The sequence below is a fragment of the Castellaniella sp. genome, assembly GCF_049671645.1.
GTDB lineage: Bacteria > Pseudomonadota > Gammaproteobacteria > Burkholderiales > Burkholderiaceae_B > Castellaniella.
Genome location: NZ_JBATVG010000026.1, coordinates 74646 through 87948 on the forward strand (window position 1 = coordinate 74646; position 13303 = coordinate 87948).

Annotated in this window: 15 protein-coding genes and 1 tRNA gene; 11 read left to right on the forward strand and 5 right to left on the reverse strand. The window is 65.2% G+C overall.

Annotated elements, in window-relative coordinates:
• Positions 1-3 precede the first annotated feature (3 nt).
• Positions 4-582 carry a superoxide dismutase [Fe] gene (sodB, locus tag WBG56_RS14155; protein WP_424269425.1) on the reverse strand — a complete coding sequence of 193 codons (579 nt, stop codon included), beginning with the start codon at positions 580-582 and terminating at the stop codon, positions 4-6.
• Positions 583-630: 48 nt separating this feature from the next.
• The gene (gene xseA / locus WBG56_RS14160; RefSeq protein ID WP_424269427.1) at positions 631-1935 is read right to left on the reverse strand and encodes an exodeoxyribonuclease VII large subunit; all 1305 of its coding nucleotides are present in this window, start codon (positions 1933-1935) and stop codon (positions 631-633) included.
• Positions 1936-2279: 344 nt separating this feature from the next.
• Here xseA and WBG56_RS14165 point away from each other — a divergent pair, with 344 nt between their 5' ends.
• The 9 genes from WBG56_RS14165 to rpsT all read left to right on the forward strand — a co-directional run bounded on the left by WBG56_RS14165 (position 2280) and on the right by rpsT (position 8896).
• Positions 2280-2888, forward strand: coding sequence for a MotA/TolQ/ExbB proton channel family protein (locus WBG56_RS14165; RefSeq protein ID WP_424269429.1), 609 nt, complete (start codon positions 2280-2282; stop codon positions 2886-2888).
• Positions 2885-3298, forward strand: a complete 414-nt coding sequence (locus WBG56_RS14170; protein ID WP_424269431.1) for an ExbD/TolR family protein — start codon at positions 2885-2887, stop codon at positions 3296-3298. The genes WBG56_RS14165 and WBG56_RS14170 overlap by 4 nt, the downstream gene beginning before the upstream one ends.
• Positions 3295-4344: a tetraacyldisaccharide 4'-kinase gene (gene lpxK / locus WBG56_RS14175; RefSeq protein WP_424269433.1), complete on the forward strand. Its 1050-nt coding sequence runs from the start codon at positions 3295-3297 to the stop codon at positions 4342-4344. Before WBG56_RS14170 ends, lpxK begins: the two co-directional genes overlap by 4 nt.
• Before the next feature lie 72 nt (positions 4345-4416).
• A complete protein-coding gene (locus WBG56_RS14180; protein ID WP_424269435.1) occupies positions 4417-4599 on the forward strand; it encodes a Trm112 family protein in 183 nt (60 codons plus the stop codon).
• Positions 4596-5357 carry a 3-deoxy-manno-octulosonate cytidylyltransferase gene (gene kdsB, locus WBG56_RS14185; RefSeq protein ID WP_424269437.1) on the forward strand — a complete coding sequence of 254 codons (762 nt, stop codon included), beginning with the start codon at positions 4596-4598 and terminating at the stop codon, positions 5355-5357. The genes WBG56_RS14180 and kdsB overlap by 4 nt, the downstream gene beginning before the upstream one ends.
• Before the next feature lie 83 nt (positions 5358-5440).
• Positions 5441-6109, forward strand: a complete 669-nt coding sequence (gene adk, locus WBG56_RS14190) for an adenylate kinase (RefSeq protein WP_424269439.1) — start codon at positions 5441-5443, stop codon at positions 6107-6109.
• A 19-nt stretch (positions 6110-6128) separates the two neighbouring features.
• Complete coding sequence (locus tag WBG56_RS14195; RefSeq protein WP_424269441.1) at positions 6129-6887, forward strand: 3-hydroxyacyl-CoA dehydrogenase; 759 nt, start codon at positions 6129-6131, stop codon at positions 6885-6887.
• A gap of 118 nt (positions 6888-7005) precedes the next feature.
• A complete protein-coding gene (gene murJ, locus WBG56_RS14200; protein ID WP_424269443.1) occupies positions 7006-8562 on the forward strand; it encodes a murein biosynthesis integral membrane protein MurJ in 1557 nt (518 codons plus the stop codon).
• 70 nt (positions 8563-8632) lie between these two features.
• Entirely contained in the window at positions 8633-8896 is a 264-nt protein-coding gene (gene rpsT / locus WBG56_RS14205) for a 30S ribosomal protein S20 (protein ID WP_424269445.1), read from the forward strand.
• Positions 8897-8958: 62 nt separating this feature from the next.
• Here rpsT and argF read toward each other — a convergent pair whose 3' ends face one another.
• On the reverse strand, positions 8959-9900 hold the full coding sequence (argF, locus tag WBG56_RS14210; RefSeq protein ID WP_424269447.1) for an ornithine carbamoyltransferase: 942 nt from the start codon (positions 9898-9900) through the stop codon (positions 8959-8961).
• 131 nt (positions 9901-10031) lie between these two features.
• On the opposite strand from argF, the gene WBG56_RS14215 reads away from it, so the two are divergent.
• The gene (locus WBG56_RS14215) at positions 10032-10346 is read left to right on the forward strand and encodes a DUF3579 domain-containing protein (protein WP_424269449.1); all 315 of its coding nucleotides are present in this window, start codon (positions 10032-10034) and stop codon (positions 10344-10346) included.
• Between the two features lie 126 nt (positions 10347-10472).
• Here WBG56_RS14215 and argG read toward each other — a convergent pair whose 3' ends face one another.
• The gene (argG, locus tag WBG56_RS14220; RefSeq protein ID WP_424269451.1) at positions 10473-11816 is read right to left on the reverse strand and encodes an argininosuccinate synthase; all 1344 of its coding nucleotides are present in this window, start codon (positions 11814-11816) and stop codon (positions 10473-10475) included.
• Positions 11817-12030: 214 nt separating this feature from the next.
• On the opposite strand from argG, the gene WBG56_RS14225 reads away from it, so the two are divergent.
• Positions 12031-12106 (forward strand) — tRNA-Ala (locus WBG56_RS14225).
• Positions 12107-12315: 209 nt separating this feature from the next.
• Here the strand turns inward: WBG56_RS14225 and WBG56_RS14230 are convergent.
• Positions 12316-13266: a LysR family transcriptional regulator gene (locus WBG56_RS14230; RefSeq protein ID WP_424269453.1), complete on the reverse strand. Its 951-nt coding sequence runs from the start codon at positions 13264-13266 to the stop codon at positions 12316-12318.
• Between the last annotated feature and the right edge of the window lie 37 nt (positions 13267-13303).

Below are 13303 nucleotides of genomic sequence, written 5' to 3' on the forward strand. Positions count from 1 at the left end.
CCATCAGCCCAGATTGGCGGCCGCAAAGTCCCAGTTCACCAGATTCCAGAAGTGTTCCAGGTACGTCGGACGGGCATTGCGGTAATCGATGTAATAGGCGTGTTCCCAGACATCACAGGTCAGCAGGGCCTTGTCGGTGGTCGTCACCGTGGTGCCGGCATTGCTGGTATTGACGATGTCCAGCGTGCCATCGGCCTTTTTCACCAGCCAGGTCCAGCCGGAACCGAAGTTACCCGCGGCGGACTTGGAAAAGGCGTCCTTGAATGCATCCACGCTGCCCCACTTGGCCTCGATAGCCTTGCGCAGCGCGCCGCTGGGTTCGCCGCCGCCCTTGGGCGACAGGCTGTTCCAGTAGAAGGTGTGGTTCCAGACCTGGGCGGCGTTGTTGAACACGCCCCCGGTGGATTTGCGAATGACGTCTTCCAGGCTGAGCCCGGCCAGTTCGGTGCCTTCCACCGCCTTGTTCAGGTTGGTGACGTAGGCCTGGTGATGCTTGCCGTAGTGGAATTCCAGGGTTTCCTTGGAAATATGGGGCGCAAGCGCATCCATCGCATAGGGTAGCGGCGGCAAAGTAAAAGCCATGACATTTCCTTCAAAAAACGTGACACGAACCAAAAGGGGGTCGCAAGCCTAGAGCAGCGTATCGGTACGGGTAACCGTGGCCTGAGCCCGGCCCTGTGCAAATTCAATATCGAGACGCGCATCAATTTTTAAGTCTAACGCATTTTTGACGACGCTCCCGGCCGGCCCGCGCACGATGGCATACCCGCGCGTCAGCACGGCCCGGGGATCGAGGGCCTGCAAGGCGCTTTCAGCCACGGCCAGCCGATGCCCGCCCCGCTGCAGCAGGCGATCCATGCATGCGTGCAGGCGTTCGCCGGCCCGCCGGGCATCCTGCGCCTGCTGGCGCATCCGCCCGGGCAAAGGCAGCGTCAGACGCTGCATCGCGGTCTCCAGGCGCTGGCGGTGCAGATGCAGGCGCTGCGCGGGCGACACCAGCTGGGCGGCCGCCCGGTCGACGCGCATGCCTGCGTATTCCAGGCGGCGGCGCTGCGCGCGCGCCAGGTCATCGGCCGCCGCCCGCACCTGTCCCAGCAACTGATCGCGGCTCAGGCAGCAGAGTTCGGCCGCCGCGGTCGGCGTCGGCGCCCGCAGATCGGCGACGAAATCCGCGATCGTGAAATCCGTTTCGTGCCCCACCCCGCTGACCACCGGCACGGGGCTGGCTGCGATCCGCCGGGCCAGGGCCTCGTCATTGAAAGACCACAGATCCTCCAGGCTGCCGCCGCCGCGCACCAGCAACAGCACGTCGATCTCGTTGCGGGCGGCCGCCTGGTCCAGCGCCTGGCACAATTGCGCGGCGGCCTCGCGGCCCTGAACGGGCGCCGGGTACAGAATCACCCGCACATGCGGCGCCCTCCGCGCCATGACCGACAACACATCGCGCAAAGCGGCCGCGGCCAGGGACGTGACCACACCCACGGTCCGCGGCATGGTCGGGATGGCGCGGCGGCGCCCGGCATCGATCAAGCCCTCGCGGCTGAGCTGGTCCTTCAGGCGCAAAAAGGCCTCGTGCAGGTCGCCCCGCCCCGCGCGCCGCAGGCTTTCGACCTGCACCTGATAGTCGCCACGCGGTTCGTAGAGCGATACCTGGACCCGGAACTCGTAGCGTCCGCCGACTTCCGGCACGAAGCCCACGGCCTGGGCCCGGCCACGGAACATGACGGCCCGCACGGCGGCGGACTCATCCTTGATGGAAAAATACCAGTGACCGGACGCGGCCCGGGTGAAGTTGGAGATTTCTCCCGCCACCCACAGGCGCGGAATACCTGCTTCCAGCAGCCTGGCCACCTGACGATTCAACTGGGCCACGCTCAGCACAGGCTCGTCGGCTGGAAAGCCGCTGCTGGCGGGCGCTTCATCCGGGAAATTCATGAAAACCTATCCACAGAAAGTCGTTTTTTGTCAAACAGGCCTATTTCCGGGCTTGCGCAGAACAATCATCAGGCAAAACCTCAGGAATTAGTCGTAATCAATTGATTAATAAGAGAATTATAAATATATTCGATGTGTGCAAAAAATAGCCAATCGACTGCCGGAGGGCTTGAATCATGCGCCTGAGCGCCTTTATGCACAGAATTATCCACAGAATCTGTGGATACCGGCCGGAAAGCCTTATCCTGCGGGCCTTTAGCCCGCCAGACCCCGATACCGGCCCGTCAGATCAGGATAGAATGAGGAATTGTCGCCTTGCCTCACCGATCACAAAGGAATCGATCTTGCTGGACATCATCCACGCGGCCGGCTGGCCCATCTGGCTGCTGGTGGCCACTTCGGTCATCACGCTGGCGATCATCATAGAACGTTTCCTGGCCCTGCGCCCCAGCCAGGTCATGCCGCGCGGCCTGCCCGAACAGGTGCTGGAACTGATGCGCCGCCAGCAGGACGAACCCGATGCCGTGCTGCGTCTGGCGCGCAACAGCCCCATGGGCCGCATCCTGGCCGAAGTCGCCGCCCAGCGCCAGCAGGACGACGCCCTGCGCCAAGCCGCCATCGAATCCGTGGGGCGCGATGTCTCCTGGCGCCTGAACCGCTACCTGGCCGGCCTGGCCACCATTTCCGTCATCGCGCCGCTGTTGGGGCTATTCGGCACCGTGGTCGGCATGATCGAGATCTTCGGCGCCTACGATCCGGCGGGCGGCGATCCGGCCCTGCTGGCCCATGGCATCGCCATCGCCCTGTACAACACCGGCTTCGGCATCCTGATCGCCATCCCGGCCCTGATTTTCCACCGCTACTTCCGATCCCGCGTGGAATACTTCCTGCACACCATGGAACGCGAAGCCGGCGCCCTGGATCGCCTGATCAGCCGCCGCGCCGCCTCATGAATTTCCGTCACCGCCACTCGCACGACGAGCCGGAGATCAACCTGATCCCCCTGATCGACGTTTTGCTGGTGATCCTGATCTTTCTGGCGGCGACCACGTCCTTCACCCAGACACGCCAGTTGCCCATCGCCCTGCCCCAGGCCCGGGCCCAGGTCCTGGATACCGGTCCCGCCCTGGAACTGGCCATCAGCCGCGACGGGCAATATGCCCTGAACGGCCACTACATCGATAACGCCGCCCCGGACGCACTGGCGGCGGCGCTGCGCCTGGCCGCAGTCGAGCACCCGGATGCGGCGCTGCGCATCGATGCGGACGGGCAGGCCTCCCACGCGGCCGTGGTGCTGGCCCTGGAGGCCGCCCGTCAGGCCGACATACGCCGGGTTTCCTTCCTGACCCAGGCCCGCCCATGACCCCCTCCCGGCGTCGGCGGGCTGAAGACTGCCTGCAGGATATCTGGCGCGCGCGCGGCCCGATCAGCACGCTGCTGACCCCCTTGTCCTGGATCTACGGCCGCCTGTCGGCACGGCGCATGGCGCGCCAGGCGGCGCACGCCTGGCGGGCGCCCGTGCCGGTCGTCGTCATCGGCAACATTCTGGTGGGCGGCACGGGCAAAACCCCGGTCACCGCCGCCCTGTGCCATTTCCTGCAGGCGCGCGGCTGGCGCCCCGGCATTCTCAGCCGGGGATACGGCAGCCGCGTCGGCCCCGCCCCGCGCCTGAGCGACCAGGCCGGCGACAGCGCCCACCTGGGCGACGAACCGGCCCTGCTGCATGCCATCACCGGCGCGCCCGTCGCGGTGCACCCTCGGCGGCCGCTGGCGGCGGCGGCCCTGCTGCAAGCCCACCCGGACATCGACGTGCTGATTGCCGATGACGGGCTGCAGCACACCGCCCTGGCCCGCGACGTGGAAATCATCGTCCAGGACGCGCGAGGCGTCGGCAACGGCCGGCTGCTGCCCGCAGGCCCTTTGCGCGAACCGCCCGACCGGCGCCTGCGGGCCGACTGGCTGATCACCCAGCTGGGCCCCGCCGAAGCGCTGCCCTCCGCCGTTCCCGTCGACACCGAGGGCAGGCCCCGTCAACTCAGCCTGCGCCTGCAACCGGACTTCCTGACCCACCTGGCCAGCGGTCAGCGGCAGGACTGGGCCGCCTGGTGCGCCGCGCAGGGGCAAACCCCCTGCAGCGCCGCCGCCGGCATCGGCCAGCCGCAGCGATTCTTCGCCATGCTGCAACAGGCGGGCCTGACCCTGAAGCAGACCCTGTGCAGCCCGGACCACCAGGCCCCTTCCCTGGACGCACTGCGGGCCCTGCCCCCTGGCCCCATCCTGATCACCGCCAAGGACGCCATCAAATACCCTCCCCCGCACGACCCCCGGATCTGGACGGTGCACGCGGCCCCCGTTTTTTCCGATCCCGCGTGGCTGGACGCCCTGGAAACCCGCCTGCGGACCCGTTGAACAGCTTTACCGCACAAGCGGGGCATCAGGCATTAAACTGTTCGTTTCACCACCCCACCGATACCCGTTTCCATGGAAAACCGTTTGCTGCAGATCCTCGTGTGCCCCATCTGCAAGAGCACCCTGCGCCATGACCGCGAGCACCAGGAACTGATCTGCCCGGCCGACCGCCTGGCCTTCCCGATCCGCGACGGGGTGCCCGTCATGCTGCCCGGCGAAGCCCGCGAACTTGACCCGGCGCCGGCCCAGGCATGAGCTTCACGGTCGTCATCCCGGCGCGCGCCGCCTCCACCCGCCTGCCGGGCAAGCCGCTGCTGGATATCGGCGGCCTGCCCATGGTGGTGCGCACGGCCCGCCAGGCAGCCCGATCGGGAGCCGACCGCGTCATCATCGCCACCGACCACGCGGATATCCTCCAGGCCGCAGCCGCGCACGGCATCGAAGCGCTGATCACCCGCCCCGATCACCCCACGGGAACCGACCGCCTGTCCGAAGTCGCGCAGCAGCTGAAGCTGGACGACAGCGCCATCGTCGTCAACGTCCAGGGCGACGAGCCGCTGATCGACCCGACGCTGATCGACGCCGTCGCCGCCCTGCTTCAACAGCACCCCGACGCCGCCATCACCACGTGCGCCGCGCCAATCAGCAGCGCCGACACCCTGTTCGATCCCAACGCGGTCAAGGTCGTGTGCGACAGCCGCCAGCGCGCCCTGTATTTTTCGCGGGCGCCCATCCCCTGGGCCCGGGACGCCCTGGCCGATGGCCGGCAGCGCCTGGCTCCCGGCCTGCCCGCCTGGCACCACATCGGCCTGTACGCCTACCGCGCGGGCTTTCTGCGCGCCTTCCCGGAACTCCCTCCCGGGCGGCTGGAACACATCGAATCGCTGGAACAACTACGCGCCCTGGAACAGGGTTTCCCGATCTTCGTGCATCAAACCCAGGAATTTCCCGCCCGCGGAGTCGACACCGCCGAAGACCTCGCCCGGGTGCGCGCCCTGTTTTCCAAGACATGAGCGCCGGGCGCCAGGAATCCCTGCAGCGATTGCTGCGTTGCGGCATAATCGGAAAAATTTGAAAAATACTTTCGGAGGAAATCATGCGCTTAATTCTGCTAGGCCCCCCCGGGGCGGGCAAAGGCACCCAGGCCGCGTTCATCACTGAAACGTTTGGCATTCCGCAGATCTCGACGGGCGACATGCTGCGCGCCGCCGTCAAGGCGCAAACCCCTCTGGGGCTGGAGGCCAAAAAGATCATGGACCAGGGCGGCCTGGTATCCGACGACATCATCATCGGCCTGGTGCGTGATCGCCTCACCCAGCCGGACTGCCAGGGCGGCTATCTGTTCGACGGCTTTCCGCGCACCATCCCGCAAGCCGACGCGCTGAAAACCGCGCAGGTCGCACTGGATTACGTGATCGAGATCAGCGTCCCCGAGGAAAACATCATCGAGCGCATGAGCGGACGGCGGGTGCACGTGACCAGCGGCCGCACTTACCACGTCACCTTCAACCCTCCCAAACACGAGGGCCTGGACGACGAAACCGGCGAACCGCTGATCCAGCGCGACGACGACCGCGAGGAAACCGTGCGCCACCGCCTGTCGGTCTACCGCGACCAGACCCGTCCGCTGGTCGACTACTATTCCCAGTGGGCCGCCACCGGAGATGCCCACGCGCCGCACTACGCGAAGATCTCCGGCGTGGGTTCGGTGGACGAAATCCGCGAACGCATCCTGGGCATCCTGCGCGCCCATTCAGCCGCCTGACCATCGCCCGGACCCTATCATGAACATCCGCGATCAAGTCATCCTCGTCACCGGCGGGGCTTCCGGCCTGGGGGCCGGCACCGCCCGGGCCCTGGCCGCCCAAGGCGCCAAAATCGTCCTGGCCGACGTCCAGGAAGAAGCCGGCCGGGCGCTGGCGGCCGAACTCGGCCAGACCTACGTGCATTGCGACGTCACATCCGAGTCCGATGCTCAGGCGGCCGTCGACGCCGCCACGGCCCAGGGCACGCTGCGCGGCCTGATCAATTGCGCGGGCATCGCCCCCGCAGCGCGCATCGTCGGCAAGACCGGTCCTCACGATCTGAGCTTGTTCCGCCGCGTCATCGATATCAACCTGGTGGGCTCCTTCAACATGGCCCGCCTGGCCGCCCAGGCCATGAGCGCCAACGATCCGCAGGCGACCGGCGAACGCGGCGTCATCATCAATACGGCCTCGGTCGCCGCCTATGACGGCCAGATCGGGCAGTCCGCGTACGCCGCCTCCAAAGCCGGCATCGTCGGCATGACCCTGGCCATCGCCCGGGACCTTTCCCGGCTGGGTGTGCGCTGCATGACCATCGCCCCGGGCATCTTCGGCACGCCCATGCTGTTCGGCATGCCCCAGGAAGTCCAGGACTCCCTGGCCGCAAGCGTGCCCTTCCCGTCCCGTCTGGGCCGCCCGGAGGACTACGCCAAGCTGGTCCTCAGCATCCTGGACAACGATATGCTCAATGGCGAAACCATCCGTCTGGATGGCGCCATCCGCATGGCGCCGAAGTGATTGACACGCCCACCTCGCGTCCTGCGCGCCGCTCGGATTCGCCAGGCGCGGCGCAGTCCGCCGGGACTGCGCCGCGTCCGGGCTCATCCCCCACGCTGCGCAGGCTGACCGCGGTTTCATGAGCCTGCTGCGCTCGGCGGCCACGATCAGCGGCCTGACCCTGTTTTCCCGTGTGACCGGCATGCTGCGCGATGTCCTCATCGCCAGCCTGTATGGGGCCGGCCCCCTGACGGACGCCTTCTGGGTGGCCTTCCGCATCCCGAACCTGCTGCGCCGTCTGTTCGCCGAAGGCGCATTTTCCCAGGCCTTCGTGCCCATCCTGGGCGAGGTCCGCCAGCGCGGCGACCACGATACCCTGCGCCGCCTGCTGGACCGCGTCGCGCTGCTGCTGTTCGTCGCGCTGTGCGGCGTCACGCTGGCCGGAATCCTGGGGGCCGCGTGGGTGGTCACCGCCATGGCCAGCGGCATGCGTACGGCCGCCCGCGCCAGCGAATTCCAGGAAGCCATCTGGATGACCCGGCTGATGTTTCCCTACATCATCTGCATGTCGCTGGTGGCCTTCGCATCCGGCGTGCTGAATACCTTCAGCCGCTTCGCGGTGCCGGCCTTCACCCCGGTTCTGCTGAACCTGTCGATGATCGGCGCCAGCCTGCTGCTGGCCAATCACATGGAAGAGCCCATCCATGCGCTGGCCGTCGGGGTGCTGGCAGGCGGCGTCCTGCAACTGGCCGTCCAATGGGTCGCCCTGGGCCGCCTGGGCCTGCTGCCCCGCTACGGCCAGGGACTGAGGGCCGCGTGGCGGGATCCCACCGTGCGCCGCATCCTGCGGCAGATGCTGCCGGCCACCCTGGGGGTGTCCGTGGCCCAGCTGTCGCTGCTCATCAACACCAACATTGCCACCTGGCTGGCGCCCGGCAGCGTCACCTGGCTGTCCTTCGCCGACCGCCTGATGGAGTTTCCGACCGCCTTGCTGGGCGTAGCCCTGGGAACAGTCCTGCTGCCCAGCCTGTCGGCCGCCCATGCCCGCGCGGACCACAAGGCCTACAACGCCTTGCTGGACTGGGGCTTGCGGCTGGTGCTGCTACTGGGCCTGCCCGCCGCGCTGGGCATGTCCCTGCTGGCCGACGGCCTGGTCGCCACGCTCTTCAATTACGGCGCTTTCTCGGCCACCGACGTCGCGCAGACGCAGCTGGCCGTGACCGCCTATGCCGCAGGCCTGCTGGGCCTGCTGGCCATCAAGATCCTGGCCCCCGGTTTTTACGCCAAACAGGACATCCGCACTCCGGTGCGCATCGCCATTGCGGTGCTGGTGTTCACGCAATTGATGAATCTGATCCTGGTGCCCTGGCTGGCCCACGCGGGGCTGGCGCTGTCCATCGGACTGGGCGCCAGCGCCAACGCGCTCTGCCTGGTGGTCTTGCTGCGCCGGCGCAAACTGTACGCCCCCCTGCCCGGATGGCGGGGATTCACCTTGAAGCTGCTGCCCGCCCTGGGCGCCCTGGCCCTGGTGCTGGTCTGGGCGGACCGGCACCTGGACTGGGTGGCCCTGGGCGCCCATCCCGCGACCCGGATCGCCTGGTTGCTGGGAGTCCTGGCGGCCGCGGCGCTGGCGTACTTCAGTACCTTGTTTTTATTCGGTTTTCGACCCAAAGACTTTACACGCAGACAGTCGTAGGATAAACTTACTGTCTTTGCTTTTGCAGTACAAGCAACCGTTTCTATTTACGCGAACCAGATAACACTCTATGGCCAATTCCGCACAAGCTCGTAAACGCGCCCGCCAGGCCGTTGCCCAGAACAAACACAATGCCAGCATTCGTTCGATGCTGCGCACCGCCATCAAGCGTGTGCGCCAGGCTATCGAATCCGGTGACAAGGCTGCCGCCAACGAAGTCTTCCGCAAGGCCAGCAGCGTGATCGACCGCGTCGCCGACAAGCAGATCATCCACAAGAACAAGGCCGCCCGCCATAAAAGCCGCCTGTCGGCCGCGATCAAGGCGCTTGCCTGATTGAAGGGACGCAGCTTGTACTGCACTAAAAAGGACGCCGCCGGCGTCCTTTTTATTTGATCTCAGGCGCTCTGGCGACCCAGCAACAGGAACTCCATCAAGGCTTTTTGCACATGCAAGCGGTTTTCGGCCTCGTCCCAGACCACGCTTTGCGCACCATCGATGACATCGCCCGTGACCTCTTCCCCGCGATGGGCAGGCAGGCAGTGCATGAACACCGCATCCGGCTGCGCCGCCGCCATCATCTGGGCATCAACGCACCAATCGGCAAACGCCAGTCGGCGGGCTTCATTTTCGGTTTCGTAGCCCATGCTGGTCCAAACGTCGGTCGTGACCAGGTCGGCCCCCTGGCAGGCCTCCAGGGGATCGTCGAATTCGCGCAGCACGGATGCCGCCTGCTGCCCCACCCGCAAAGGATCCAGGCGATAGCCGGCCGGTGCCGACACGTGCAGCGTGAAGCCCAGCAATTCGGCGGCTTGCAGCCAGGTATAGGCCATGTTGTTGGCATCCCCGATCCAGGCCACGGTCTTGCCCCGGATCGATCCGCGATGTTCCACGAACGTCAGGATATCGGCCAGGATCTGGCAGGGGTGGAATTCATTGGTCAGGCCATTGATGACCGGCACCCGCGAATGCGCGGCGAAGCGTTCGATCCGGGTCTGCTCGAAGGTGCGGATCATCACCAGGTCGACCATGCGCGAGATGACGCGGGCGGTGTCCTCGATGGGTTCGGAACGCCCCAGCTGCGAGCCCTCAGTGGTCAGGTAGATGACCGAGCCGCCCAACTGATACATGCCGGCCTCGAACGACACCCGGGTACGCGTGCTGGCCTTTTCGAACACCATGGCCAGGTTGCGGTCGTGCAGTGTGTGATGCGGCTGGTAGCGCTTGAATTTGTCCTTGATCAGACGCGCCCGCTCGATCACGTAATGGATTTCGTCTTCCGAAAAATCACGCAACTGCAAAAAATGCCGCAAAGGCCCGGTGGGATTGGCTGCAGACATGGGAAACCCTATGCAAAGGGACCATATTACCGTGCCCCCGCAGGACGCGCAAAACGCCGATCGGATACAATGCGCGGCGTAGGGGATGTTGCGCACCTGGCCGCCAGGCGTGCCCCGTCTTTGGAACATACATGAACCACCCCGTCCAGCATTTGATCATCCACGGCAAAACCATGGATGGCCAGCGATTCCGACCCAGCGACTGGGCTGAGCGACTGGCCGGCGTGCTGTCCCAGTTTCGCCCAGCCGGATCCATCCGCAATCCGCTGTCCTATTCCCCCTACGCCACGCCGCGCAGCATCGACGGCACCCCCTGTGTCGTGATCGATCATCGCCTGCGCCAGCTGGAACCCCTGGCCTGGAAATTCGCCTGCGATTTCGCCGACAGCAACCACCTGCAAACCACCGACACCGCCGCGCCGATCGAGGGCGTGCCCGAAATCTGACCCCCACGTCCGCCGACCAGGGCGCTACGCCGCCTGCAGCCGGACGGATCCTTCACCCGGTCTTCGGCAAAACGACAAGGGCCGCTGAAATCCTCTTTCAGCGGCCCTTGCTGCGTCCCGGAGGACTTACTGCTTGCCGGTATCCTGGCGGATCTGCGGGATGTCGGACTGGCCGGTCTTCGCCAGCAGCCCCACCTGGGTATAGGTGAACAGCTTCGCGCGCGTATCGACGATGTCCAGATTGCGCATGGTCAACTGGCCGATGCGGTCCAGCGGCGAGAACATGGACTCGCCCTTCTCCATGGTCAGGCGATCGGGATGATAGGTCAGATTGGGCGATTCGGTATTCAGGATCGAATAGTCGTTACCCCGGCGCAGCTCCAGCGCGACCTCGCCGGTGACGGCCCGCGCCACCCAGCGCTGCGCCGTTTCACGCAGCATGATGGCTTGCGGGTCGAACCAGCGGCCCTGGTACAGCAGACGGCCCAGCCGCAGGCCGTTGATGCGGTATTGTTCAATGGTGTCTTCGTTGTGGATGCCCGTGACCAGGCGTTCGTAGGCGATGTGCAGCAGGGCCATGCCCGGGGCCTCGTAGATCCCGCGGCTCTTGGCTTCGATGATGCGGTTCTCGATCTGGTCGCTCATCCCCAGGCCGTGACGCCCGCCGATGCGGTTGGCCTCCAGCATCAGCTCTACAGGATCGGCGTATTCCACGCCGTTCAGCGCCACCGGGTGGCCTTCCTCGAAGCGCACAGTGACCTCTTCCGCCTTCACATCCGCGTCCGGTTTCCAGAACGCCACCCCCATGATCGGGTCGACGATCCGGATGCCGGAATCCAGATGCTCCAGATCCTTGGCCTCGTGGGTGGCCCCCAGCATGTTCGAATCCGTGGAATAGGCTTTTTCGGCCGACATCTTGTAGTCGAAGCCATTTTCCTGCAGGTATTGGGACATTTCCGCCCGGCCGCCCAGCTCGTCGATGAACAGTTGATCCAGCCAGGGTTTGTAGATCTTCAGGTCCGGGTTGGTCAGCAGGCCGTACCGGTAGAAGCGTTCGATGTCGTTGCCCTTGAAGGTGCTGCCGTCACCCCAGATATGCACGTCGTCTTCACGCATGGCGGACACCAGCATGGTGCCGGTGACGGCCCGCCCGATCGGCGTGGTGTTGAAATACGTGACCCCGCCCGTGGAAATGTGGAAGGCATTGCACTGCAGCGCCGCGATGCCTTCGGCCACCAGCTGGGCACGGCAATCCACCAGACGGGCGCCTTGCGCGCCATAGCGCAGGGCCTTGCGGGGAATCTCGTCGTAGTCCGGCTCGTCGGGCTGCCCCAGGTTGGCCGTATAGGCGAACGGGATGGCGCCCTTGTTCTTCATCCACAGCAGCGCGGCGCTGGTATCCAGGCCGCCGGAAAAGGCAATGCCGACCTTCTGCCCGATCGGCAGATTTTCTAGAATGGTTGTGCTCATGGGAATCCGAAGTAGCCAGAGTGAAAGACAATCCACCATTATATCGTCGCGCATGACGGACTCCGCGCCTACCGGATTCTCACCTGCGTCGCCGCAGCGGCGATCCGCCCTCTTTCCCAGGCCCGCCCCGCATGGCCGCCTTGGCGCTCCGCGCGAACGGATCAGGTAGAGAACGGTGCAAGACGGCATTTCTATGCTAGAATTGCCGTCTTTCGGGGACGTAGCTCAGCTGGGAGAGCGTCGCGTTCGCAATGCGAAGGTCGGGAGTTCGATCCTCCTCGTCTCCACCAAGGAATCTAACCGCCTGCTTTTCAGGCGGTTTTTTTTTCGTCCATTTTCTGCGCAAGTCGCAAGAGGAAGAGGCGGCCTCGCCCATAGCCAGTGGATGGGCTCTACCGGCCCGAGGCTCTACCCCATCAACGGGGGATGAGCCTTCATCAAACACGGTGGGAGACACCGAGGCCGCTCCTCCAACGGGGCTTCGTCAAGAGCCCACCCCCTAGCTGCCTGCCGCCAGGCTGCGCTCGACCAGCAGGCCTCTGCTGCGGGCCAGGTGGCCGACAAGCAATTGAGACGGCAAGGGCAGCGCCTGGAAACGGCGCGCCACAATATTCAATGGACGCTTTCCCCAGGGCTCGCTCAAGGGCACCATGCGCAACGACATGATGTCCAGATAGGGCGCCACGCTGGGCATAGGCAGGACCCCCACCCCCAGCCCCGAAGCGATCATGCACCGCATGGCCTCGAAATCCGTCACCTCCATGCGCACCTGCAACCTGCGCCCCAGGCGCTCCGCCGCAGACGTGCACAGCTTGTGAATCGACGTTCCATACGTCAGGCTGACAATGTCTTCATCCAGCAGCTCTCTGAAAGGCACGCTGCGGCGCCGGGCGAGCCGATGGTCAGGCCGAACGACGAGCACCAACTGATCGACGCCATAGGTGAGCACATCCAGATCCAGCGCGGCGTCGGGCGTCGCAGAACAGATTCCGATGTCCGTGAGCCCCGACACCACGGCGTGAATGACCTGATCGCTGGTCTTCTCCACCAGATCAAGACGAATTTCCGGATTCTCCCCGAGGAACGAAGACAAGTCTCTAGGCAGGTACTGGACCATGGCCGTCAGATTCGCATGAACGCGAACATGCCCTCGCACCCCGTTTGCATACTCCGACAACTCATCCGAGATACGCCTCAAATGCTCCTCCAGGCGCTTGGCGTGGTGATACAACGCCTCGCCGGCAGGTGTGGGCCGCACGCCGCGGCTGTGCCGATACAGCAACGATGTTCCAACCTGCTCCTCGAGGAGGGAAATCCGTTTGCTGGCCGCCGATGCCACGATGTGATTACGCTGAGCCGCCGCGAAAATGCTGCGTTCTTCGACAGCGGCAAGGAAAATTTCCAGGGATTCGAAATCGAAAGATATCGGATCCCGCGTTGAATGGCTCATCCCCGTCCTCCAGTATGAATGGACATCGCCCTCCAGC